The following is a 23,736-nucleotide window of genomic DNA, read 5'->3' as shown; positions in this document are numbered from 1 at the left end:
TGAAGGACGATGGGTATCGCTTCGCTCCTCGCCATCCTACGAAGTGCCATCTGCCGCCTCGGGGCTTTCCGTAGGATGGGTGGAGCGAAGCGATACCCATGCTGTCACTCTTCGAACAAAGCCGGAAACACCCCGCCCCAGCCCCGTAACCCACCATAGAAACCCTGAATTCCGTACGGCATCACCTTGCCAAGCCGCCGCGTACTTGGCATAAACGTCCGATTCTTTTTCGCACACATAACAAGGAAGTTTCGATGCGCATTATCGGCCGCGTCCTACTTGCAGTCCTGCTGCTGCTTTTGCTCATCGGGGGAGTGATCGCCTGGTACACCGCGCATCCCAATCTCCCCGAGTATTCCAAGCCGGAGAAGATGATCCACCTCGACCAGTGGAGCCCGGCAGACCGCGAAACCTACTACTACACGCCCCAGGGCACCCAGGTGAAAGGCCTGCGCTACGACTGGTTCACCCACCTCGAGCAACCCTTCAACAAAGACAAGTTCGCCAGCCCCGAGAACCTCGCGCGCTTCGGCTTCCTCATCGAGCCCGAGCAGATCGGCCGCGACGCCGACGACACCCTGGCGGCCACCTCCAGGAACCCCGGTAACCTGCCAGTCGGCTTCGCCCGCCACCAGGACGGCGAGTCCGGCGCCTGGTACCTCGACATCACCTGCTCCGCCTGCCACACCGGTGAGCTGCGCTACAAAGGCACCGCCGTGCGCATCGACGGCGGCGCCGCCATGCACTCCATCGCCTCCACCGTGCCCACCCTGCGCGGCGGCGCATTCGGCCAGGCGCTGGGCGCCAGCCTCGCCTCCACCTACTACGTGCCGTGGAAGTTCGACCGCTTCGCCAAGGGCGTGCTGGGCGACCGCTATCCCAAGGGCAAGGCCGCGCTCAAGCGCGACGTGCGCAACGTGCTCGGCACCCTCGTCTCCACCGCCTGGAACGACACTCACCGCGGCCTCTACCCGACCCTGGAAGGCCCCGGCCGCGCCGACGCCTTCGGCCGCATCGCCAACAGCGTGTTCGGCGACGGCATCGACGCCTCCAACTACCGCGTCGCCAACGCCCCGGTGAACTACCCGCAGGTGTGGGACATCTGGAAATTCGACTGGGTGCAGTGGAACGGCTCGGCCATGCAGCCCATGGCCCGCAACATCGGCGAAGCCCTCGGCGTCGGCGCCACCCTGCGCATGTTCGAAAGCGACGGCAAACCGGTGATGGGCGATGAGCGCTACGCCTCCAGCGTGCGCCTGCGCGACCTCTACACCCTCGAGGAAACCCTCAAGCAGCTCAAGCCGCCGGCCTGGCCGAAGGACGTGTTCGGCGAGATCGACCTGAAGAAGGCCTCCCAGGGCCGCGCCCTGTTCCAGGCCAACTGCGTCTATTGCCACGGCCCGCACGTCAAGGAGCCCGGCGCCAAGGACTACATCGCCCCGGCCCGCGTGCCCGAGTGGCGCATGAAGATGGTGCCCACCAGCGAGATCGGCACCGACCCCACCACCGCCGACAACATCGCCGACCACACCTTCGACGTGCGCCCGCTGAAGCTCAAGCTCGATGAGCTGCAGAACATGAACGTCGTCCTCGTGCCCAAATCCGACGTGCCGCTGGACCTGTCGAAGATCTCCGCCGCCAAGGGCCTGGCCTACGTCACCGCCTTCGTCGAGCAGCGCGCCTACCGCGACGCGCACATCAGCCCGCTGCAGCAGCAGGAAATGAACGGCTACGGCCTGCCCATCGGCGTCCGCGAATTGCGCGCCTACAAGGCCCGCCCGCTGGACGGCATCTGGGCCACCCCGCCCTTCCTGCACAACGGCTCGGTGCCCAACCTGTTCCAGATGCTCTCCCCGGTGGCCGAGCGCGACAGCCAGTTCTGGGTCGGCAGCTTCGAGTACGACCCGAAATACGCCGGCTACCGCACCGAGCGCTTCCCCGGCGGCTTCCTCTACAAGACCAGCGTCACCGGCAACAGCAACGGCGGCCACGAATTCCGCGACGGCTGCCGCAAGGACGGCGCCATCGGCCGCGCCCTGTCGCCGGAAGAACGCTGGGCGCTGGTGGAATACCTGAAGGTGCTGGGTAACCCCGAGTACGAAAGCAAGCTCGACCCGAATGTCCCCACCCCGCCGTGGACGCCGGGGCCGAAGTGCGAGTGAGCCGCTCCTTCAAGTGAAGGCCAAACACCGCCCCTAACCCTCTTCCTCCTGGGACAGGGTTAGAGAGAGGGAAACGCCCAACTCCAGTCCACCCCGAAACACCGATCCGCCCCCTCTCCCTCCGGGGAGGGCTGGGGTGAGGGCCAGCCCTCGCTCCGAAGCACCACCGATAAACCGAACCCACCCCTCCCCCTTCGGGGAGCGGGCTAGGGAGAGGGAAACGCCCGGCACCAGGCCCACCCCGCTACACCCGCAAGGGCCAGGGAACGGAATCCCCTCCATAAAAAGAACACCAAAGGACCCCGTGCCATGCGCTCCCTGCTCACCCGAATCTGGCTCTTCCTCGGCAAATGGCTCGGCCGTCTGCTGCTCGCCGTCGCCGCCATCGGCCTGCTCGGCTGGGGCATCGGCAGCCTCTACTACGCCTGGAAATTCTCCGGCCCGGTCTCCGCCCAGGAAGAAATCCCGCCGGGCGAAGCCCAGCTCACCCAGGCCATCATCGAAGACGCCGTGCGCATCGTCGAACAGCACCGCGACAACACCCGCGTACTGCGCGACGCCCACGCCAAGGCCCATGGCTGCGTGAAGGCCGAAGTCACCGTCAGCAGCGACCTCGCTCCCGGCCTGCGCCAGGGCGTGTTCGCCGAACCGGGGCACAAATGGGAAGCCATGGTCCGCTTCTCCAACGGCAACGCCTACCCGCAGTTCGACAGCGCCCGCGACGCCCGCGGCATGGCCATCAAGCTGCTCGACGTGCCCGGCGCCAAGCTGATGCCCGGCAAGGGCCACGACACCGAGCAGGACTTCGTCATGTTCAACCACCCGGTGTTCTTCGTCCGCGACGTCGCCGAATACCGGCAGAACTTCGCCGCCCAAGCCAGCGGCCAGAAGGTCGCCGCCTTCTTCCCCAGCTGGAAGCCCAGCACCTGGGAAATCCGCCACCTGGTCATCGCCCTGCAGACCCTCGCCCCCGCTCCGGACAGCCCCCTGCAGGCCGACTACAACGGCATCGCCCCCTACAAGCTCGGCGAAGCCAACAACATCAAATACCGCGTCATCCCGCTGAGCGAAGGCTGCCCGGCCTACCAACTGCCCAAGCTCAATGAAAAGCTTCCCAACTTCCTGCGCACCGCCATGTACCAGCAACTCTCGGTCGACCGCATCCCCGCCTGCTTCGCCCTGCAAGTTCAGAAACAGGACCCGAGCAAGTACATGCCCATCGAAGACGTCAGCGTCGAATGGAGCGAGAAGGACTCGCCCTTCCAGACCGTCGCCACCGTCAGCATCCCGCCCCAGGACTTCGACAGCCGCGAACAGAACCTCGCCTGCGACAACCTCTCCTACAACCCCTGGCACGCCCTCCCCGAACACCGCCCGATTGGCGGCATCAACCGGCTACGCAAAGCGGTTTATGAGGCGGTGAGTGTTTATCGGCATGAGCGGAATGGGGTGGGCGGGGAATGAGCATGCTTTGCAGACTCGATCATCAAGAACGAAGAGCAGCCCCCGACATAGCCACATCAGATTTTAAAAGGGCAATAACTAGTGGTACTACCGGCCTATTTCTTTGAGAGAGCGGGCTCTAACCAAACACTCACCTAAAATACTCAAAAAAAGAGACCCCATCGTGAACAGCAAGAAAGATGAAGAACTGACGGAAGCACTTGAGCTGATTTTCGACGAAAGGCAAAAATTCATAATAATCGGGCTAACCGGAAGGACTGGATCAGGCTGCACTACCACAGCAAAGCTTTTAGCTAAGAGCTTTCAAGAATTCTCCCCACCAAAGCCAACCCACTCATCACCACACACCGACGAAGAGAGAAAATACAAGACAGTATATAATCACCTACAGAATAACTGGGGAAAATTCTTCCACATACAACTCCGAGACATCATCACCTCCTTCATCCTTGAAAACAAGCTTACTCAATTAATCGAACTCTACAGCTCAATTTTAAGAGAAAGCTCAGAAAGCATCATCAACAAGATCCCAGAGGACTACAAAAGAGCGTTTGATGAGATCAGAGAAATAAGACTTAAAAGTAAAAGCGATGTAGAAAGCTCAGAGGAAAACTTGAGCAAAGACGAGGTATATGATTTATATTTTGAAAAAATCCCAAAGTTTACAGAGCTTACAAAATCAACTTTAAACAAAATCCAGCAAGGCTCATTTACAAGGCTCTACCAAGCAGCTGCAAACAACATCAGACGCTCGGGCGACCCATACTCCGAACAATTCAACCCCAAGCACATATTCCGACTCTCACAAAGAACCAACAAACTTATAAAAGTCCTAAGAAAAAGAAGCAAAGAGACAAAAGAGAGAGTGCTTGTCTGTTTAGACGCCATTCGAAACCCATTTGAGGCAACCTTTTTCAAGGAGCGATACGCTGCCTTCTACTTAATATCCATTTCATGCAAAGATGAGGAAAGGAAATTAAGGCTTAGGAAGGAGTTCGATCTATCCGACAGCGAAATAGATCAAATAGATTTAAAAGAACATCCACCAAAGATATCAAACGAAGAATTCTTTTACTCTCAAAACATACAAAGGTGCGTTGAACTATCCGACATACATATCCACAACCCCAATGATGGCAGAGCACTAAAGAACCTAAAACGCCAGTTGACCACGTACCTTTCCCTAATCATACACCCAGGTTTAATCACGCCAACTCGAAGCGAGCGCTGTATGCAAACAGCATATAATGCCCGACTAAATTCCGGATGTATCTCCAGACAAGTTGGCGCAGTAATATCGGATGATGATTATTCAATCAAGGCGGTTGGATGGAACAATGTGGCACACGGACAAACTGCCTGTAATCTTCGCGACGTCCGTGATCTACTGAAAAATGAAGACGAAACAGCATTTAGCAAATACGAAAAAGAAGATCAAAAATTTTCGAATCTAATTAGTAGAATTTATCCGCCAGAAATTCAAGAAAAATCCTGTGGAAAGCCGCTTTGTTTCTGTTTTAAGGACATCCAAAACTCGATTGATGGAGAAAAGAACCAAGTCCACACCAGAGCACTACATGCTGAAGAAAACGCATTTCTTCAGATATCAAAATATGGCGGACAATCGATTAAAAGTGGAATCCTCTTCACTACAGCCAGCCCTTGCGAGCTGTGCGCAAAGAAAGCTTACCAACTTGGAATATCAAAAATATACTACATAGATCCTTATCCGGGAATCGCAAACGATCAAATAATACATTCAGGCTCGAGAAAGCCTGAACTAATACCATTCAATGGTGCCATCGGCCGCGCATACCAGCAACTTTATGAACCGTTACTTCCATACAAGGAAGAGCTAGCAATTGAGCTAAATCTTAAAATACCAAATGTAAAGTCAGAACTTAGAACAAAAAACAAGGAACTGGAGTACAAGAACAAAAAACTCGAAGAACATATTTCAGCACTTCAAGATGAGATAGAAAAACTGAGAACTCCTCAACAGCCAGGATGATTGACGAGTAATCCAGGACCAAATAGATTCCACCGGCCCCTTACCAGAGGGGCCGGGATTAGCAGCCCGAAACCCTAGAGACAATCGCCGATCTGTATCGGCGGCCCAACCATTTGGGCCGTCCACCGGAACGCGGCGTGTTGGTTCGTGTGGCTGCTGATCCAACATCGTCCGTAGGTGGTCTGCTCGTAGTAGAGATGTGACTGAAATGGACGATTCTTCCCTGCCAATCCCACTCCCCTTCCTCCGCAATCGCCGCACCCTGCGCGCCCTGCTGATCGACGATCAGGTCTGGTTCATCCTCTCCGACTTCTGCCGCGTGACGGGTTACACGCACGAAGACCGCCTGGCCATGCGCATGGCCGACGACCAGATTCGCCAGGAGCGACTGCTGACCGAGGACGGCCTTGAACTCGACTACGTGCTGCTGAGCGAATCCGCCGTGTACCAGGCGTTGGTGATGTTCAACGTGCCGGACTATGGCGCGCTGCGGCGCTGGATCAGCGGCACGGTGGTGCCGCAGGTGCGCAGCCAGTTCAACGCCGCCGGCCCGCGCCATGTGCAGCTGCAATTCGAACGGCACTGCCTGCGGGTGCTGGAGTGGCAGGACGATCTGTGGGTGCGCTTCGGCGATCTGCCGCGCGTGCTCGGCGGGCGTTCGCCCATAGCCGGGCGCAGCGGCTGGCGCGGTTGGGCGAAGCGGTTGCGGACGTAGGGCGCATAACGCGGCACGCGTTATGCGCCATTTGGCCGGAACCCGGACCACACCGAGCACAGCAATGGCGCAACGCATAGCGGCGTACAACCGCGAGCGGTTGTACGCCCTACGGGCTCACCGGGAAATGCCGTTCGTAGGATGGTGTGGAGCGCAGCGATACCCATCAATGCTTGCGCGTCGACAGCATGGGTATCGCTGCGCTCCACCCATCCTACAAAAGCCGCCCGCGATGACGGCTCAGTAAACTTCCGGCACCTGCAACTCCTGCGGCGTGGGATGCCGGCGGTAGCCTTCGTGGCGCTGCCGCTCGGGCAGGTCGACAGCGGGCTGCTGCACTTCCTGGTAGGGAATCTGGCTCAACAGGTGGCTGATGCAGTTCAGCCGCGCGCGCTTCTTGTCGTCGGCCTGGACGATCCACCAGGGCGCTTCAGGGATGTGGGTGCGTTCGAGCATCACTTCCTTGGCCTTGGTGTAGGACTCCCAGCGGCGCCGCGACTCCAGGTCCATCGGGCTGAGCTTCCACTGCTTGAGCGGGTCGTGGATGCGGCTGAGGAAGCGATAGTGCTGTTCCTCGTCGGAGATGGAGAACCAGTACTTGAGCACCTGCACGCCGGAGCGCACCAACATGCGCTCGAACTCGGGCACGCTGCGGAAGAATTCCTCGTACTGGGCGTCGGTGCAGAAGCCCATCACCCGCTCGACGCCGGCGCGGTTGTACCAGCTGCGGTCGAACAGGACGATCTCCCCCGCCGCCGGCAGGTGCGAGACGTAGCGCTGGAAGTACCACTGGGTGCGTTCGCGGTCGTTCGGCGCGGGCAGCGCGGCGACGCGGCACACGCGCGGGTTGAGGCGCTGGGTGATGCGCTTGATCACCCCGCCCTTGCCGGCGGCATCGCGACCTTCGAAGAGGATGACCACCTTGTGGCCGGTCTTCACCACCCAGTTCTGCAGTTTGACCAGCTCGGCCTGCAGGCTGAACAGGGTATGGAAGTAACGCTGGCGCGCCAGGCGTTCTTCGTGGGTCTGCAGGCTGCCTTCGCGCAGCCCTTCGAAGTCGTAGAGTTCGTCGAACAGTTCGAGTTCGAGCTCTTCGTCGCGGTCATCCAGCAGGTCGCGCTGGACGCGTCGTGGGAAGTTCTTGTCATCGAGCAGCATGGTGGGTTGCCTTGTGCCGTCACTGGCTCAGTCACATCGCGTGACACTTTCATGACAGAAAAATGTAGCCACGCTTTATGACGAATTCATTACAGCCAATGAAAGATATTTCTTACAAAGCCCGTGCTAGAGCGTTCTTCGATAGGACACCCGATGAATTAAGAAAGTCTTAACGACGCGGGAAAGCCGCCGAACGGAGTTGATGTCGAGGCAATATCAATGGAGAGAAATGGCCGCGAACATCCGTTCACGGCCGCCAACGAGAGGGGAAATAGTCAGGCGTCAGCCAGCGGGCGCGGCTTGTTGACGTACTTGAAGGTGCCGGAAGCGGTCGCGACGACCACGCCCTGGCTGTTGCGCAGTTCGCCCTCGCAGAAGGCGATGGAACGGGTGTGGTGCTGGACCTTGCCGTGGGCTTCGAGCACTTCGCCGACTTCGCCGCCGGGGCGCAGGAAGCTGGTCTTCATCTCCACGGTCACCACGCCGCGATAGGCTTCGTCGGCATCGCTGGCACTCAGGGCCATGGCGACGTCGAGCAGGGTCATGATCAGGCCGCCGTGGGCGTTGGCCCAGCCGTTCACGTGCTGCGGCTCGACGCGTATGACCAGGCGGCCCGGCCCGTTGCCGTCTTCCGCCGGGGCATGGCGAAACTGCAGGAAATCGAGCATGGGAATGGCGATGCCACGGTGGGCGGTGTAGAGCTTGAGCTGGTCGATATCGAGGGGCATGGGGCTTCCTGGTGCACGAGTGAGGCCAGGCGATGTTCCCCGCTCCGGCCGGCGGATCGCAAGCCCGAAGTGGCTTCATGCACGACAGGAATGCCCGGCGATTGCAGCGCTGGGGCGAACAATCGGCGCCCCTCGCCCCGGGTGGTCAGCGCGAGCGGCGGGTGCCGTTCTTCTTTTCACTCTGGCGTTCGACGGCCTGGACGAAGAGTTCCTCGACCAGCAGCGACTGGATCGGCGCGCGGGTTTCCAGCGACAGGCTCATGGATTCCAGCTTCTGGTTCACCCCCAGGCGGGCGATGCCGCACAGCAGGATGCGCTGGGCGCCGAAGATGCTGCCCTTGTCGACCAGTACTTCACGGGGCTTTTCGCCGTCCAGATAGCTGACCTTGAGGGCGATGGCGGTGTCGTCGCGCACGGCCAGGTTGAGCCAGGTGGCGACGTTGAACTCGACCACCCAGCCGAGCCCAGTCTTCTTGGCCACGGCTTCACGGACCAGATGAGCGGGAACCGGACCCAGGGGGGTGCTGTGGTTTTCCATGGGGCTACTTCTGACTGCTGCGGGTAGAGCGAAATGCGCTAACGGTATCCCTGATTTTATGTGAAGCAGTTCAAGTTTTCAGTCGGAATTTTGTAAGACAACCGCTATCAGGTATGCATGACGTTACAGAAGCGGGCCGCTCTAAATTGCCGGTTTACGGCCGGAATGAGCTGAAGGACGCGGCGCGACAGCTACGGAATACCGAATACTGTCCGACGAAATGAGTTGGCGGGGTTCGGTGTCACGCAAGGCCGGTCCGGCGCGCTGCCGAATCGACCTTGCCGTGTCTCCTTGGCTGGCGCAGGCGCCAGTGCGGCCGGGCCCTGGGGCCCGCTTGCTCAGGCCACGCCAGCAAAAATGCGGGGCCTGTGTTCGCCCGAGCGGTTCTTGCGCACTTCCCGGCGCTCTCTGAAGTCCAGTTCTTCCAGGGCGTCCATGCGTTCCTGCAGGTCTTCGATGACCTGCGGGGTCAACAGCTTGCGATGTCGAGTCATACGCACCTCCTGCGTGCTGATGCCTCATTAATTGGACTAGCACGCGGGTACGAAGATTCAACAGCCAGGCGAGACGGATTGACCAAACGGTCAGGCGAGCGAGGCGTAGGCATTGTGTAGAAAAGCGTCGCGGGCATGGCCCGCTCCTACAGGGGAATGCCGGTGTAGGAGCGGGCCATGCCCGCGATCAGCGCCTGAAAGGCGCTCAATCGATCAACGCAGTTCGTCGATCAGGCCCGCCACCGTCACCAGCACCGCTCCCGCCAGCGCCTTCGAACGCGCCCCACTCCACCCGGTGCGCGCATTGGGCGACAGGTTGTGGTCCTTGAACGGCATCTCCAGGGTCAGCGACAGGCAGTCGTAGGTGCGGCCGACGTGGTTGCAGGCCAGGGTCAGGTTGGCCTGGCCGGGAGCGTCCTTCGGGTAGCCGTGAACGCTCTGGAATTCGCCGTTGGCTTCCAGGCGCTCGCGGAACAGGCTTTCCAGGCGATCCAGGCGCGGCGTGAACTCCGGGTTGCCTTCGCAGCCGGCGGCGAACACGAAGGGGATTTCCTCGTCGCCGTGCACGTCGAGGAACAGGTCCACGCCGTACTTCGCCATCTGCTGCTGGACGAACAGCACTTCGGGGCTTTCCTCGGCGCTCGGCGCGGCCCAGGCGCGGTTGAGGTCCTTGCCGGCGGCGTTGGTGCGCAGGTGGCCGTGGAAGGCGCCGTCCGGGTTCATGTTCGGCACCAGGTAGAAGTCGGCGCGTTCCAGCAGGTGCTGGATGTCAGCGTCGCCGGATTGCAGACGGTCGATCAGGCCTTCCATGAACCACTCGGCCATGTGCTCGCCGGGGTGCTGCTGGGCGATCAGCCAGATCTTGCGCGCGCCCGCCGCGCCCTTGCCGATGCGCAGCAGGGGCAGTTCGCGGCCTTCGAGGCTGTGCCCGATGGCGAGCAGTTCGGCGCCGTTGGCCCGGGCGCGCTTCACCAGTTCGGCGTGGCGCTCGCGGCTATAGGGCTCGAAGTAGGCGAACCAGGCCTGGGGCTGCTCGGCATCGAGGCTGAAGTGCAGGCCATTGGAGTCGTAGGTACTCGGCACGCGGAACCACTCGCACTGGTCGAACGACGCCACGGCGTTGTAGCCCGGCCAGCCGCCGGTGTAGCTGGAGCCGGGGGTGTTGGTCAGGCTGAACTGGTACTGCTGGCCGGGCTCGAGGCCCTCGGCCTTGAAGTGGAACCACTGGAAGTGCGGGCTTTTCGTGTCCGGACGCAGCGCCAGGCGCACGTGGCGCGGGTCGCTGTCGTCGATGACCTGGATGTTGCCGCTGTCGAAATCGCAGTCGATCTTCATGAATTCTCCGTAGGCGCGCGAACCTGAGGCGCCAAAGCCCTGCATTTTCGCCCTCCCCGCCGCGCCTGTCATGTAGCGGCGACTTGCCCATGCAAATATATTATGTATGTAATATAAATCAGGTAACGGATTGAAGCGGCCCTGCGCTGGTGATCCAGCGACCACCGGCTAACCTCGATTGACCCTTTCCACTGACTCTTTCCAAGCATGGAGAACACGGCATGAGCGCATACGATGTGATCGTCATTGGCGGCGGCCCCGGTGGCTACAACGCTGCGATTCGCGCGGGCCAGCTGGGCCTGAAAGTCGCCTGCGTGGAGGGCCGCGAGACCCTCGGCGGCACCTGCCTGAACGTCGGCTGCATGCCGTCCAAGGCGCTGCTGCATGCGTCCGAGCTGTATGAGGCGGCGGCCGGCGGCGAGTTCGCCAACCTCGGCATCCAGGTCAAGCCCAAGCTGGACCTGGCGCAGATGATGAAGCAGAAGGCCGAAAGCGTGACCGCGCTGACCAAGGGCGTGGAATTCCTGTTCCGCAAGAACAAGGTGGACTGGGTGAAGGGCTGGGGCCGCATCGACGGACCGGGCAAGGTCGAAGTGACCGGCGCCGACGGCAGCAAAAGCACACTGACCGCCAAGGACATCATCATCGCCACCGGCTCGGAGCCCTCGCCGCTGCCGGGCGTAGAGGTCGACAACAAGCGCATCCTCGATTCCACCGGCGCGCTGTCCATCCCCGAGGTGCCCAAGCACCTGGTGGTGATCGGCGCCGGCGTCATCGGCCTGGAACTGGGCTCGGTGTGGCGTCGCCTGGGCGCGGAAGTCACGGTGATCGAATACCTCGACCGCATCTGCCCCGGCATGGACCTGGAAACCGCCAAGACCTTCCAGCGCGCGCTGACCAAGCAGGGCATGAGCTTCAAGCTCGGCTCGAAAGTCACCCAGGCCAAGGTCAGCGGCAAGCAGGTGACCCTGAGCGTGGAGCCGGCCGCCGGCGGCGCGGCGGAGGCGATCCAGGCCGATTACGTGCTGCTCGCCATTGGCCGCCGCCCCTATACCCAGGGCCTCGGGCTGGAGAGCGTGGGGCTGACCACCGACAAGCGCGGCATGCTGGAGAACCACGAGCACCGCAGCAGCGTGCCGGGCATCTGGGTGATCGGCGACGTCACCTCCGGCCCGATGCTCGCGCACAAGGCCGAGGACGAGGCCATCGCCTGCGTCGAGCTGATCGCCGGCAAGGCCGGGGAAGTGAACTACGAGGTGATCCCCAGCGTGATCTACACCCACCCGGAAGTCGCCACCGTGGGCAAGACCGAGGAACAGCTCAAGGCCGAAGGCCGCGCCTACAAGGTGGGCAAGTTCCCCTTCACCGCCAACAGCCGGGCGAAGATCAACCACGAGACCGAGGGCTTCGTGAAGGTGCTGGCGGACGAGCGCAGCGACGAGATCCTTGGCGTGCACATGATCGGCCCGAACGTCGGCGACATGATCGCGGAGTACTGCGTGGCGATGGAATTCCGCGGCGCCGCCGAGGACATCGCACGCACCTGTCACCCGCACCCGACCCGTTCCGAGGCACTGCGCCAGGCGGCGATGAACGTGGACGGCTGGGCGATGCAGGCCTGACCGCCGGTCGCTTCTGACGAGCGGCAGGTGCGGCGCGATAGCGCACCCACCCTGGCGCTGCAGGCCACGGCTGACGGGGCCTGCAGCGTTTCACTCGGATTAATTTGCGACTACTTTGTGTACAAACGCGACATGGGCTGTGACTTTCTTCGACTCTGAAACCATCAATTGCGTGAACGAACACGAAAGTGGATGAACCGCTTTCGCCACCTTCGCAATGGATTACCGCAGAGAGATCACAACCATGCATGCGACTCTTCGTTTCAACGAGGCTCTGCTGATCACCGGACGAGCCTTCCAACCCTTCAATTGTGTGACCTGGGTTGACCAAGGGGGCGACGGCAGCCTCGACCTGTCCGTCCTCGATCGTACCGGTGCCCGTCTGCTGGGCCTCACCCGCATTCCCAGCTCCGCCTACTCCGACCCGGAGCAGCTCGAAGGCCTGCTGAACCAGGCCCGCGACGAGCTGAACCGCGAAGGCTACCGCCTGCAGGAATGGCACATGCCCGCCTGATCCGCAGACAGGTACCCGCGAAAGAGCCCGGCCCCGAGCCGGGCTTTTTCATGGGCGCTGCCAGCCGTCGGCCAGCGCTCAATTTCCCGCCTCCGCCGCCGATAGCGCGTTATCGGTCGCCTCACCTGCTGCATCGTTTCAGCTTCGATTCCGAACCCTGGCTTCCCACTCGTCTGAATCCGCCCTCGTGACGCGGCTTTCGCGGGTGCAGCGACCGACAATGATGGCAATTTGCATCCATCCTGTGCTCTGCTTCGCACTGACTACCCAGTCTCGTCTTTCACCGGGCCTTCGGCACGCAGTACGGTCTTCGTTCAATGCTCGATCTGCAGCGATATTTCTACAGCGGCGACACCCCTTCGCTGCTGGTTTTCGGCGAGCACAACACGGCGCTGGTGGCGCTCTCCATCCTCATCGCCATCTTCACCTCGGCCATGGCCCTGCAACTGTCGGGCGTTGCGCGGCTGGCGCGCAGCCCGTTCTACCGCCAGCTGGCCATCGGCACCGGCGCGGTGGCGCTGGGCGGCGGCGTGTGGGCGATGCACTTCATCGGCATGCTGTCCTTCCAGCTCTGCGCGGCGGTGCGCTATGACCCGCTGATCACCCTGCTCTCCGGCCTGCCGAGCCTGTTCGCCTCGTGGATCGCCCTGAGCCTGCTGGCGCGGCGCAACGTCAGCCGCCTGCAGCTGATCGGCGGCGGCGTGCTGGTCGGCGCCGGCATCGGCGCCATGCACTACAGCGGCATGGCGGCGATGCAGATGGCCCCGCTGCTGCGCTACAACCCATGGATGTTCGCCCTGTCGATCCTGGTCGCCGTGGTGCTGGCGGTGATCGCGCTGTGGGTGCGTTTCGGCCTGCGCGGCTGGATGCGGCCGAACCTGACGATCCTGATCAGCGGCGTGGTGATGGGCCTGGCGATCGCCGGCATGCACTACACCGGGATGGCCGCCGCACGCTTCGTCGGCCGGGAGGAGTTCGGCGTGCCGCAGGGCGTGCAGGGCAGCTTCTACCTGGCGATGGCGGTATCCATGGCCACCATCAGCCTGAGCATCTGCGTTGCCGCGGTGAACGGCCTGCTGCGCTACCGCCAGCTGTTCCAGGAACTGCAGCGCCGGCGCAAACACCTGGATTCGCTGCTCGACGCCGCCGTCGAGGCCATCCTCACCATCGACCACAGCGGCGTGATCCGCTCGGTCAACCACGCCGTGCTGCGCCTGTTCGGCTGGCACCCCCACGAGCTGGTAGGCCAGCCGATGCAGGTGCTGATGAACGAGGCCTACGGGCACCAGTTCCGCATCGCGCTGGAGAACTACAAGCGCAGCGGCGAGCGCCAGTTCCACAACTCTGAACTGGAGCTGGAAGGCCTGACCCGCGACGGCCGTGAATTCCCCGCGCGGGTCAGCCTCGGCGTCACCGACCACGACGGCAAACCCTGGTTCGTCGTGTTCGTCGCCGACATCAGCGAGCGCCGCGGGATGGAACAGGCCCTGCGCAGCAGCGAGGAGCAGTACCGCTCGCTGATCCGCAACATGCCCGGCATCGCCTTCCGCGTCCTCCCGGACGATGTCTGGAGCATCCTGTTCGTCAGCGACGCGGTCGAAGCCGTCACCGGCTGGTCGGCGCAGGACTTCATCGAGCAGCGCGTCACCTTCAACCAGCTCTACCATCCCGACGACCAGCAGGCGGTGAACGAGGAAGTCCGCCGCGCCATCGCCGAGGGCCGCAGCTACGTGGTCGAGTACCGCCTGTTCGACCGCACCGGCCGCGAGCGCTGGATCTGGGAAGGCGGCAGCGCCTGCTACGACGAAGCCGGTAAGCCGCAGTGGATCGACGGCGTGCTGCTCGACCAGACCGAAACCAAGCTGCTGAGCAACGAGTACGAAGGCAAGGTCACCGCGATCGGCCGCGCCATGGCGCTGATCGAGTTCGACCTCGACGGCCGCGTGCTCGCCGCCAACGAGAACATCCTCGAACTCTTCGGCTACACCGAAGCCGAGGTGCTGGGCCAGCACCACAGCCTGTTCTGCCCGCCGGACGTCGCCGCCAGCGCCCGCTACCAGACGTTCTGGCAGGGCCTGCGCGACGGCGAGTACAGCGCCGGCGAATACCGCCGCCTGGCCAAGGACGGGCGCGAGGTGTGGATCCACGCCACCTACAACCCGATCCTAGACTTCGACGGCAAGCCGGTGAAGGTGGTGAAACTGGCCACCGACCTCACCCCGCGCCGCGTCATGGAGCAGGAACTGCGCAGCGCCCGCGACCGCGCCGAACAGGCCGCCGCCGCCCGCAGCAGCTTCCTCGCCAACATGAGCCATGAAATCCGCACGCCGATGAACGCCATCATGGGCTTCACCGAACTGCTGCTGGATTCGCCGTTGGAAGAGAACCAGCGGCGCTACCTGACCACCGTGCAGAACGCCTCGCGCTCGCTGCTGGGCCTGCTCAACGACATCCTCGACACCGCCAAGCTCGACCGGGGCGCCATCGAACTGGAAGCCCTCGACTTCTCCCTGCCGGAGCTGTGCGAGCAGGTCTGCGCGGCGCTGCGACTGTCCGCCGAACGCAAGGGCCTGAGCCTGCAGATCGACTACGGCCAGCGCGCCGGCGAGTACTTCCAGGGCGACCCGTTGCGGCTGCAGCAGGTGCTGACCAACCTGCTGGGCAACGCGGTGAAGTTCACCGAGCGCGGCGAAGTCCGGCTGGTCATCAGCGGCGAGCCGGGCGCGCTGCGCCTGGCCATCCGCGACACCGGCATCGGCATCGCCGCCGACCGCCTGGAACGCATCTTCGACCCCTTCGCCCAGGCCGACGCCTCCATGAGCCGGCGCTTCGGCGGCACCGGGCTTGGCACCACCATCTCGCGCCAGTTGGTGGAACTGATGGGTGGCCGCATCACCGTGGAAAGCGAAGTGGGCCGCGGCAGCGTGTTCACCGTCGACCTGCCGTTGCCGGCCGGGCGCAGCGTGCAACCGACAGCCCGCAGCCACGCGCCGAGCCTGCCACCGCTACGCATTCTGGTGGCCGACGATGTACCGCAGAACGTCGAGCTGCTGGAGCTGAACCTGCGCCGTCTGGGCCACCAACCGTACAGCGTCGGCGACGGCCAGGCCGCCGTGGATGCGTACAGCGCAGAGGACTTCGACCTGATCCTGATGGATGTGCAGATGCCCGGTATGGACGGCCTGGAAGCCACCCGGCGGATCCGCAGCATCGAACAGCAACGCGGCGTGGAGGCCGTGCCGATCATCGCCCTCACCGCCAGCGTGCTCGACCGCGACCGGCAGAACGCCCTGGACGCCGGCATGAACGGCTTCGCCAGCAAGCCGCTGGACCTCGCCGGCCTGCTGGAGGAAATGGCCCGCCTGCTCGGCGCCGCACCTTCCGTGCGCAGCGCGCAGACCACCGGGACCGCACCGCTGGCGACGCTGGACTGGGAAGCAGGCGCACGCCTGTGGGGCGGGCCGCTGCCCATGGCGCGGGCCATCGTGCGCTTCCTCGACGAGCAGGAAGCCAGCCTGAATGCCCTGGAAAACGCCGTGAGCGCAGGTGACCGCGCCGGCATCACCGCCCTCGCCCACCGCCTGCGCGGTGCCGCCGCCAACCTCGCCCTGCCGCGCCTGGCCGGTGCCCTCGGTGCGTTGGAAGGCGCCGCCGAGCATGGCCCGGCTGACCAGCTGGGCTCGACGCTGGAACGGGTCCGCGCCGAGTTCGCCACCGTCCGCGAATCGGTGCCGCTGGTGCCGGAAGCGGTTGCCGAGGCTGTCGGCCAGATCGTCGGCGAGACCGCCTCACAGGACCTGCGCGACGCGCTGCAAGCCCTGCAACTTGCGCTCTCCCGCGGCGGCCTCGACGACCAGGCACTGGAGCGCCTGCGCCTGGGCACCGCCCAGGGCGAGCACCGCGAGGCCTTCGAAGCCCTGCGCTACGCCATCGACGATTTCGACTTCGACCAGGCCCTGGAATGGGTCCGGACCCTCGGCACCCGCCTGGAGCAAGCATGACCCAGACCGCCCAAGATCATCGGCCCTGCCTGCTGCTGGTGGACGACGAAGCCACCAACCTCCAGGTGCTGCGCCACATCCTGCAGGACGACTACCGCCTGCTGTTCGCCAAGGACGGCGACAAGGCGCTGGAGCTGGCCAACCGCGAGCGCCCCGACCTGGTCCTGCTGGACGTGATGATGCCCGGCATGACCGGCTTCGAGGTCTGCCAGCGGCTCAAGGCCGAGCAGGCCACCTGCGCCATCCCGGTGATCTTCGTCACCGCCCTGGCCGACGTGCCGGACGAGGCCAAGGGCTTCGAGGTGGGCGCGGTGGACTACATCACCAAGCCGGTCAGCCCGCCCATCGTCAAGGCGCGAGTGCGCACGCACCTGTCGCTGGTGCGCGTGGAGGAGCTGCGCGAGACGCGCCTGCAGATCGTCCAGCGTCTGGGCAAGGCTTCCGAGTACAAGGACAACGAGACCGGCCTGCACGTCATCCGCATGAGCCACTACGCGCACATTCTGGCGCGCGCCGCCGGCTACTCGGAGAAGGCCGCCGACGACCTGCTCAACGCCGCGCCCATGCACGACGTGGGCAAGATCGGCATTCCCGACGCCATCCTGCAGAAGCCCGGCCGGCTCGACGAGCACGAATGGCAGGTGATGCGCCAGCACCCGGAGATCGGCGCGCGGATCATCGGCGAACACGACTCCAACCTGCTGCGCCTGGCCCGCAGCATCGCCCTCACCCACCACGAGCGCTGGGACGGTACCGGCTATCCCAACGGCCTGCGCGGCGAGGAGATTCCCGTCGAGGGGCGCATCGTCGCCATCGCCGACGTGTTCGACGCGCTGACCAGCGTGCGCCCGTACAAGCCGGCCTGGAGCATCGACGAGGCGGTGGAGCTGCTGCGTCGGGAAAAAGGCAGCCAGTTCGACCCGCAGCTGGTGGAGCTGTTCCTCGACTGCCTCCCCGACGTCCTCGCCGTGCGCGAGCGCTGGGCCGACGCCGGCTGAACGGCGGGCCGCGCAAATCCTGCTTTACTCTCAGACCTTCAACCCCTGCCGAGAGTAAGCAAGATGAATGCGAAACAGCACGACACCCTGCTGGCGACACTGCAGGCCCGCTTCGACCAGCACCCCGAACGCCACAAGGGCATCGACTGGGCAGACGTCCAGGCGCGCCTGAAAGACGCCCCGGCCAAGCTCAAGGCCCTGGAGCAGATGGAAGCCACCGGCGGCGAGCCCGACGTGGTCGGCCGCGAGAGCGCCAGCGGCGCCATCCTGTTCTTCGACTGCTGCGCCGAGACCCCGGCCGGCCGCCGTAGCCTCTGCTACGACCGCGAGGCGCTGGACGCCCGCAAGAAGGACAAGCCCGCCGGCTGCGCCACCGAGCTGGCCGCGCAGATCGGCATCGAGCTGCTGGACGAGGCGCAGTACCGCCAACTGCAGGAGCTGGGCAGCTTCGACCAGAAGACTTCCAGCTGGCTGCGTACGCCCGGCTCCATGCGCAAGCTGGACGGCGCGCTGTTCGGCGACCGCCGCTACGAGCGGGTGTTCACCTACCACAACGGCGTGCAGTCGTATTACGCGGCGCGGGGCTTTCGCGGTGTGCTGAAGGTCTGACGGGCGACACCTTGAAGGCCGTTTCTGAACGATTCCTGTACCGCCGCTGAACTTTCCCAGGACCGCCCTGCGGCCCTTGATGTATGTCAGGCGCGCCTTCCAGGTCGGCGCGCAGCCTTGTCGCATCCCACCCGATGACGAGGAACTTTCCGTGAAAACCCCCGCCTGCCTTCTGCTCGCCAGCCTGCTGGTCGGTTGCGGCCCGACGCCCCCGGTGCCGGCCGACAGTGTTCGCCCGGTGAAGCTCTACAGCGTGCCCGCCGCGGCCGCCGAAGGTGTGCGTCAGTTCCCCGGCCAACTGGTGGCCTCGGATGAAGTCGACCTGTCCTTCCGCCTCGCCGGCCATCTCAAGACCCTGGCGGTGAAGACCGGCCAGCGCGTGGAGCGCGGCCAGCTGATCGCCGAGCTGGACGACGCCGACCTGCGCCTGCGCCTGCGCGACCGCGAAGCCACCTTCAACCTGGCCCGCGCCCAGTACCAGCGCGTCGCCACGCTCAACGAACGGCAACTGGTGGCCCGCGCCGAGCTGGACCAGCGCAAGGCCCAGCTGGACTCCGCCGAGGCCGCGCTGAAGCTGGCCCGCCAGGAGCTCGGTTACGCGCGCCTGACCGCGCCCTTCGACGGCGTCATCGCCCAACTACCGGTGCAGAACCACCAGATGCTGCAACCCAAGCAGCCGGTGGCGATCCTGCAGTCCGCCGATACCTACGACGTGCAGTTCCAGCTGCCGGAAAGCCTGCTGGAGCGCGTCGACGGCGCCAGCCTGCGCACTGACTACCAGCCCATCGTGCGCCTGGCCCGCGTGCCCGGCCGCGACTTCCCCGCGCAGTACAAGGAACACAGTACCCGCCCCGACCCGGCGACCCTGAGCTACACCGTCACGCTGACCCTGCAGCGGCCGAAGGACGTCACCCTGCTGCCGGGCATGAGCGCCACTGTCGAGGTGGACTTCGCCCAGCTCGGCCGCGACGCCCAGACCATCCTGCGCATCCCGGTGGAAGCGGTGTTCAGCGCCGATGACGGCACGCCGAGCCAGAGCCAGGTGTGGGTGGTGAAAGGTGCTGGCGATGCGCTGCATGTCGAGCGCCGCGCGGTGCAGCTCGGCCAGCCGGGCGCCGAGGGCATCCAGATCCTTTCCGGGCTCGAGCCGGGTGAGCACATAGTCGCCGCCGGCACTGCCGAGCTGCGCGAAGGCCAGCGCGTGCGCCCGTGGCAACGCGAACGGGGGCTGTGATGGACATCAGCGGCTACTTCATCCGCAACAAGGTCAGCAGCTGGATCGTCATCCTCCTGCTGGCCCTCGGCGGCCTCTACGCGATCCTCGAGATCGGCCGCCTGGAAGACCCGGCCTTCACCGTGAAGACCGCCGTGGTCGCCACCCGCTATGCCGGCGCCTCGCCGCAACAGGTCGAGGAAGAGGTCACCTACCCGCTGGAGAACGCCATCCAGCAACTGGCCTACGTCGACAAACTCACCTCGATTTCCAGCGCCGGGCTGTCGCAGATCACCGTCAACGTGAAGCCGCAGTACCGCGCCGGAGAGCTGCCGCAGATCTGGGACGAGCTGCGGCGCAAGGTCAACGACCTCGCCCCGCACCTGCCGCCGGGCGTTTCGCCGCCGCAGGTGAACGATGATTTCGGCGACGTCTACGGCATCCTCCTGTCGCTGTCCGGCGACGGCTACAGCTACCAGGAGCTGCGCGACTACGCCGACTACCTGCGCCGCGAACTGGTGCTGGTGCCGGGCGTGAGCAAGGTGGTGGTTTCCGGGCTGCAGGCCGAGCAGGTGCAGGTGGAAGTCTCGCGGGAGAAGATGAACGCCATGGGCGTGCCGCTGCAGCGTCTGGCGGACCTGCTGAACCGGCAGAACGTGGTGTCCGACGCGGGCAGCCTGCGGGTCGGCAGCGAGAGCATCCGCCTGCACCCGACCGGCGAGTTCGCCGACGTCGGCGAGCTGGAGCGCCTGCTGGTCAGCGCGCCGGGCAGCGCCCAGCTGATCCGCCTGGGCGACATCGCCACGGTGCAGCGCGGCTTCACCGACACGCCCAGTCACCTCTGGCGCGCCGATGGCAAGCCGGCGCTGGCGCTGGGCATCGCGTTCGCTCCGCAGGTCAACGTGGTGAAAGTCGGTGACGCCGTGCACCAGCGTCTCGACCAACTGGAAAGCGAACGCCCGGCGGGCATGCAACTCGCCCCTTTCTATGACCAGGCCGTGGAAGTACACGGCGCGGTCAACGGCTTCCTGCTCAGCTTCGTCATCGCGCTGGCGATTGTCGTCGGCACGCTGCTGGTGTTCATGGGCCTGCGCAGCGGGCTGGTGATCGCCGGGGTGCTGGCGCTCAACGTGCTGGGCAGCCTGCTGCTGATGTACCTGCTGGGCATCGAACTGCAGCGCATCAGCCTCGGCGCGCTGATCATTTCCCTGTGCATGCTGGTGGACAACGCCATCGTCGTGGTCGAGGGCGTGCTGGTCGGTCGCCTGCGCGGCCAGGGCATCGACGCCGCGATCCGCCACATCGTCCGCCTCACTGCCCTGCCCCTGCTCGGCGCCACGGTGATCGCGGTGCTGGCCTTCGCACCCATCGGCCTGTCCTCGGATTCCACCGGCGAATACTGCCGCTCGCTGTTCGACGTGCTGCTGGTGTCGCTGCTGCTCAGCTGGATCACCGCCATGACCCTGGCGCCGCTGTTCGCCCGCTGGGCCTTCGAGAAGATGCCGGTGAAAGCTGACAGCGACGAACCGCACGCCGGCTGGCTGTACCGTGCCTACCGCAGCCTGCTGGAAGCCTGCCTGCGCCAGCGCGCGCTGACCCTCGGCGTGCTCGCCGTGGCGCTGGCCGCCTCGCTGCTGGGCTTCTCCCAGGTGCGGCAGAACTTCTTCCCGCCGGCCAACACGCCGATGTTCTTCGTCGACCTGTGGCTGCCCCAGGGCACCGCCATCGAGCACACCCGTGAGCTGGCCGCCGAGATCGACCGGCACATCACCGCCCTGCCGGGCGTGGAGCGCACGGTCACCAGCATCGGCCAGGGCGCGCCGCGCTTCATCCTCACCTACGGCGCCGAGCGCCAGCACGCCAACTACGCCCAGGTGCTGGTGCGCACCGAGAACCGCGCGCAGATTCCGGGGCTGATCGCAGGCCTGCAGCACTATCTCGACGAGAACTACCCGCAGGTGCAGACGGGCCTCAAGCGCCTGATGTTCGGCCCGTCCAACGGCAGCGCCATCGAAGTGCGCGTGACCGGCCCGGACCCGCAGGAGCTGCGCCGCCTCGGCGCGCAGGTGGGCGACATCCTCGCCGCCGACCCGGTGGCCACCGGCGTCAGCCACGACTGGCAGGCCCGTGCGCTGCTGGTCAGGCCGCAGTTCAACGAGGCCCGCGGCCGCGAGCTGGGCATCGACAAGCGCGACCTCGACAGCCTGCTGCGCATGAGCTTCAGCGGCCTGACCGTGGGCATCTACCGCGATGGCACTCAGCAGATGCCGATCGTCGTGCGTGAGCGCGACGTCGACGCCGGGCAGATCAACGACCTGATGCTGTGGAGTCCGGTGAGCCAGCGTTACCTGCCCATCGAGCAGGTGGTCGGCGGTTTCGACAGCGTCTGGGAGGACCCGCTGATCCTGCGCGAGGACCGCAAGCGCACGCTGACGGTGATGGCCGACGTCGCCCCGCAGAGCGGCGAAACCTCCTCGCAACTGCTCAGCCGGGTGCGCCCGCAGATCGAGGCGCTGCCGCTGCCGCCGGGCTACGAACTGGCCTGGGGCGGCGACGTGGAAAGCTCCAGCGACGCCCGCAACGGCGTGCTCGGCAGCCTGCCCATGGCCTTCCTGGCGATGTTCATCATCACCGTGCTGATGTTCTCCTCGCCGCGCAAGGCGCTGCTGATCTGGCTGACCGTGCCGTTGGCGATGATCGGCGTGACCCTGGGCTTCCTGCTCACCGGCATCCCCTTCGGCTTCATGGCCCTGCTGGGGCTGCTGAGCCTGTCCGGCATGCTGGTGCGCAACGGCATCGTATTGCTGGAGGAAGTCGACAACCTTGCCGAAAGCGGCCAGCCGCCCCGCGAGGCACTGGTGAACGCTGCCTGCGCGAGGCTGCGGCCGATCTGCCTGACCGCGCTGACCACCATCCTCGGCCTGGCGCCGCTGCTGGACGCCTTCTTCCAGAGCATGTCGGTGGTGATCATGTTCGGCCTGGGCTTCGCCACGCTGCTGACGCTGATCGTGCTGCCGGTGCTGTATGCCAGCGCCTACCGCCTCGGCGGTTCGAAGGTGTCAGCCGGCTGATTTGGCAAGATCCGTGGGGTGACTGACGTTGCCGCCAGCGTCGGTCACCGCCACACTCGTTGCATCCAATGAACGAGCCTTGCCATGGAATCGCCGCGCCGCATCGCCTGCCTGCTCTACCCCAAGGTCATGAGCCTGGATATCACCGGGCCGCTGCAGGTGTTCGCCTCCGCCAACGTCGAGCGCCAGCGCCAGGGCCTGGCGCCGCTCTACGAGCTGCTGGTGCTGGGCGAACAGGCCGGGCCGGTGGCGACCTCGGCCGGAATCCGCATCTGCGCCGACCAGGCGTGGCGGGAAGTCGATCCCTCGAGCCTGGATACCCTGCTGGTCCCCGGCGGGCTGGGCGTACCTGCGCAATGCGAGAACAGCGAGCTGCTGCACTGGCTGGCTGCCGCCGAACCCCAGGTGCGCCGTCTCGGTTCGGTGTGCTCCGGCGCGCTGATCCTCGCGGCGGCCGGCGTATTGAATGGCCGCCCGGCCACCACCCACTGGGCGGATGTCGACGAACTGTGCGCCGGCTTCCCCGAAGTCCTCGTCCAGGGCGACCGTCTGCACACCTACGACCCGCAGCGCCGCGACGGCGACGACCACGTGTTCACCTCGGCGGGCGTCACCGCCGGCATCGATCTCGCCCTGGCGCTGGTGGAAGCCGACCTCGGCCGCGCGCTGGCCCTGGCGGTCGCACGGCGCCTGGTGATGTTTCTCAAGCGCCCCGGCGGGCAGGCGCAGTTCAGCCACTGGCTGACCCCGGAGCCGACCCGCACGCCACGCCTGGCCGCGCTGCTGGAGTGGATACCGGCGCACCTGGGCAATGACCTGTCGCTGGAAATCCTGGCCGAGCAGGCCTGCATGAGCCCGCGCACGCTCTCGCGGGTGTTCATCAACGAACTGGGTATGGGGCCCGGCCGCTACGTCGAGCGGGTGCGCCTGGAAGCGGCGCGCGCGCTGCTGCAGGACGCCCAGGCGTCGATCAGCACGGTGTCGCGGCTGTGCGGTTTCGGTCATCCGGAAAACCTGCGCCGCACCTTCCACAAGCACCTGGCGATCAGCCCGCAGGAATACGCCGAGCGCTTCGGCCAGCTGCACTGACAACGACAACCACC

General features: G+C 64.6%; 17 protein-coding genes. 12 read left to right on the top strand and 5 right to left on the bottom strand.

The window, feature by feature from the left end:
- The first annotated feature begins 254 nt into the window (after nt 1-254).
- The 4 genes from ABKS89_RS11445 (at nt 255) to ABKS89_RS11430 (ending at nt 6,352) form a co-directional block, all read left to right on the top strand.
- Complete coding sequence (locus ABKS89_RS11445) at nt 255-2,162, top strand: di-heme-cytochrome C peroxidase (RefSeq protein WP_138216281.1); 1,908 nt, start codon at nt 255-257, stop codon at nt 2,160-2,162.
- 309 nt (nt 2,163-2,471) lie between these two features.
- Nucleotides 2,472-3,626, top strand: coding sequence for a catalase family protein (locus ABKS89_RS11440; RefSeq protein WP_348589853.1), 1,155 nt, complete (start codon nt 2,472-2,474; stop codon nt 3,624-3,626).
- Between the two features lie 163 nt (nt 3,627-3,789).
- The gene (locus tag ABKS89_RS11435) at nt 3,790-5,637 is read left to right on the top strand and encodes an anti-phage dCTP deaminase (protein WP_348589851.1); all 1,848 of its coding nucleotides are present in this window, start codon (nt 3,790-3,792) and stop codon (nt 5,635-5,637) included.
- 208 nt (nt 5,638-5,845) lie between these two features.
- Nucleotides 5,846-6,352, top strand: a complete 507-nt coding sequence (locus ABKS89_RS11430; RefSeq protein ID WP_348589850.1) for a BRO family protein — start codon at nt 5,846-5,848, stop codon at nt 6,350-6,352.
- 240 nt (nt 6,353-6,592) lie between these two features.
- Here the strand turns inward: ABKS89_RS11430 and ppk2 are convergent, their stop codons facing one another.
- From ppk2 to ABKS89_RS11405, 5 genes are all read right to left on the bottom strand, one after another.
- Nucleotides 6,593-7,510, bottom strand: a complete 918-nt coding sequence (ppk2, locus tag ABKS89_RS11425; protein ID WP_081516572.1) for a polyphosphate kinase 2 — start codon at nt 7,508-7,510, stop codon at nt 6,593-6,595.
- A 275-nt stretch (nt 7,511-7,785) separates the two neighbouring features.
- On the bottom strand, nt 7,786-8,238 hold the full coding sequence (locus ABKS89_RS11420; protein ID WP_138216286.1) for a PaaI family thioesterase: 453 nt from the start codon (nt 8,236-8,238) through the stop codon (nt 7,786-7,788).
- Between the two features lie 145 nt (nt 8,239-8,383).
- Nucleotides 8,384-8,776: a hypothetical protein gene (locus ABKS89_RS11415; RefSeq protein ID WP_348589848.1), complete on the bottom strand. Its 393-nt coding sequence runs from the start codon at nt 8,774-8,776 to the stop codon at nt 8,384-8,386.
- A 338-nt stretch (nt 8,777-9,114) separates the two neighbouring features.
- The gene (locus tag ABKS89_RS11410; RefSeq protein WP_171039465.1) at nt 9,115-9,270 is read right to left on the bottom strand and encodes a hypothetical protein; all 156 of its coding nucleotides are present in this window, start codon (nt 9,268-9,270) and stop codon (nt 9,115-9,117) included.
- A gap of 213 nt (nt 9,271-9,483) precedes the next feature.
- Nucleotides 9,484-10,605, bottom strand: a complete 1,122-nt coding sequence (locus ABKS89_RS11405) for a M14 family metallopeptidase (RefSeq protein ID WP_348589847.1) — start codon at nt 10,603-10,605, stop codon at nt 9,484-9,486.
- Nucleotides 10,606-10,826: 221 nt separating this feature from the next.
- Here ABKS89_RS11405 and lpdA point away from each other — a divergent pair, with 221 nt between their 5' ends.
- The 8 genes from lpdA (at nt 10,827) to ABKS89_RS11365 (ending at nt 23,722) form a co-directional block, all read left to right on the top strand.
- Nucleotides 10,827-12,227 carry a dihydrolipoyl dehydrogenase gene (lpdA, locus tag ABKS89_RS11400; RefSeq protein ID WP_348589846.1) on the top strand — a complete coding sequence of 467 codons (1,401 nt, stop codon included), beginning with the start codon at nt 10,827-10,829 and terminating at the stop codon, nt 12,225-12,227.
- Between the two features lie 244 nt (nt 12,228-12,471).
- Nucleotides 12,472-12,741, top strand: coding sequence for a DUF1652 domain-containing protein (locus ABKS89_RS11395; protein WP_081516567.1), 270 nt, complete (start codon nt 12,472-12,474; stop codon nt 12,739-12,741).
- A 317-nt stretch (nt 12,742-13,058) separates the two neighbouring features.
- A complete protein-coding gene (locus ABKS89_RS11390) occupies nt 13,059-16,742 on the top strand; it encodes a PAS domain S-box protein (protein ID WP_348589845.1) in 3,684 nt (1,227 codons plus the stop codon).
- Nucleotides 16,739-17,740 carry an HD domain-containing phosphohydrolase gene (locus ABKS89_RS11385; protein ID WP_348589844.1) on the top strand — a complete coding sequence of 334 codons (1,002 nt, stop codon included), beginning with the start codon at nt 16,739-16,741 and terminating at the stop codon, nt 17,738-17,740. The genes ABKS89_RS11390 and ABKS89_RS11385 overlap by 4 nt, the downstream gene beginning before the upstream one ends.
- 63 nt (nt 17,741-17,803) lie before the next feature.
- Entirely contained in the window at nt 17,804-18,349 is a 546-nt protein-coding gene (locus ABKS89_RS11380) for a DUF4256 domain-containing protein (RefSeq protein ID WP_138216292.1), read from the top strand.
- A 151-nt stretch (nt 18,350-18,500) separates the two neighbouring features.
- Nucleotides 18,501-19,583 (top strand): efflux RND transporter periplasmic adaptor subunit, encoded by a 1,083-nt coding sequence (locus ABKS89_RS11375; protein ID WP_348589843.1) that lies wholly within the window; start codon nt 18,501-18,503, stop codon nt 19,581-19,583.
- A complete protein-coding gene (locus ABKS89_RS11370; protein ID WP_348589841.1) occupies nt 19,583-22,633 on the top strand; it encodes an efflux RND transporter permease subunit in 3,051 nt (1,016 codons plus the stop codon). The genes ABKS89_RS11375 and ABKS89_RS11370 overlap by 1 nt, the downstream gene beginning before the upstream one ends.
- 84 nt (nt 22,634-22,717) lie before the next feature.
- Nucleotides 22,718-23,722: a GlxA family transcriptional regulator gene (locus ABKS89_RS11365; RefSeq protein ID WP_348589840.1), complete on the top strand. Its 1,005-nt coding sequence runs from the start codon at nt 22,718-22,720 to the stop codon at nt 23,720-23,722.
- The last annotated feature ends 14 nt before the right edge of the window (nt 23,723-23,736 follow it).

This window comes from Pseudomonas sp. LABIM340 (assembly GCF_040017195.2).
GTDB lineage: Bacteria > Pseudomonadota > Gammaproteobacteria > Pseudomonadales > Pseudomonadaceae > Pseudomonas.
The sequence above is the reverse complement of the archived record's forward strand: the minus strand, read 5'-3'. Positions and strand labels throughout refer to the sequence as shown.

Bases quoted from the DNA above. Each gene is read 5' to 3' on its own strand.
- ABKS89_RS11445 (WP_138216281.1), top strand. From the start codon at position 255: ATGCGCATTATCGGCCGCGTCCTACTTGCAGTCCTGCTGCTGCTTTTG.
- ABKS89_RS11440 (WP_348589853.1), top strand. From the start codon at position 2,472: ATGCGCTCCCTGCTCACCCGAATCTGGCTCTTCCTCGGCAAATGGCTC.
- ABKS89_RS11430 (WP_348589850.1), top strand. From the start codon at position 5,846: ATGGACGATTCTTCCCTGCCAATCCCACTCCCCTTCCTCCGCAATCGC.
- ppk2 (WP_081516572.1), bottom strand. From the start codon at position 7,510: ATGCTGCTCGATGACAAGAACTTCCCACGACGCGTCCAGCGCGACCTG.
- ABKS89_RS11420 (WP_138216286.1), bottom strand. From the start codon at position 8,238: ATGCCCCTCGATATCGACCAGCTCAAGCTCTACACCGCCCACCGTGGC.
- ABKS89_RS11415 (WP_348589848.1), bottom strand. From the start codon at position 8,776: ATGGAAAACCACAGCACCCCCCTGGGTCCGGTTCCCGCTCATCTGGTC.
- ABKS89_RS11410 (WP_171039465.1), bottom strand. From the start codon at position 9,270: ATGACTCGACATCGCAAGCTGTTGACCCCGCAGGTCATCGAAGACCTG.
- ABKS89_RS11405 (WP_348589847.1), bottom strand. From the start codon at position 10,605: ATGAAGATCGACTGCGATTTCGACAGCGGCAACATCCAGGTCATCGAC.
- lpdA (WP_348589846.1), top strand. From the start codon at position 10,827: ATGAGCGCATACGATGTGATCGTCATTGGCGGCGGCCCCGGTGGCTAC.
- ABKS89_RS11395 (WP_081516567.1), top strand. From the start codon at position 12,472: ATGCATGCGACTCTTCGTTTCAACGAGGCTCTGCTGATCACCGGACGA.
- ABKS89_RS11390 (WP_348589845.1), top strand. From the start codon at position 13,059: ATGCTCGATCTGCAGCGATATTTCTACAGCGGCGACACCCCTTCGCTG.
- ABKS89_RS11385 (WP_348589844.1), top strand. From the start codon at position 16,739: ATGACCCAGACCGCCCAAGATCATCGGCCCTGCCTGCTGCTGGTGGAC.
- ABKS89_RS11380 (WP_138216292.1), top strand. From the start codon at position 17,804: ATGAATGCGAAACAGCACGACACCCTGCTGGCGACACTGCAGGCCCGC.
- ABKS89_RS11370 (WP_348589841.1), top strand. From the start codon at position 19,583: ATGGACATCAGCGGCTACTTCATCCGCAACAAGGTCAGCAGCTGGATC.
- ABKS89_RS11365 (WP_348589840.1), top strand. From the start codon at position 22,718: ATGGAATCGCCGCGCCGCATCGCCTGCCTGCTCTACCCCAAGGTCATG.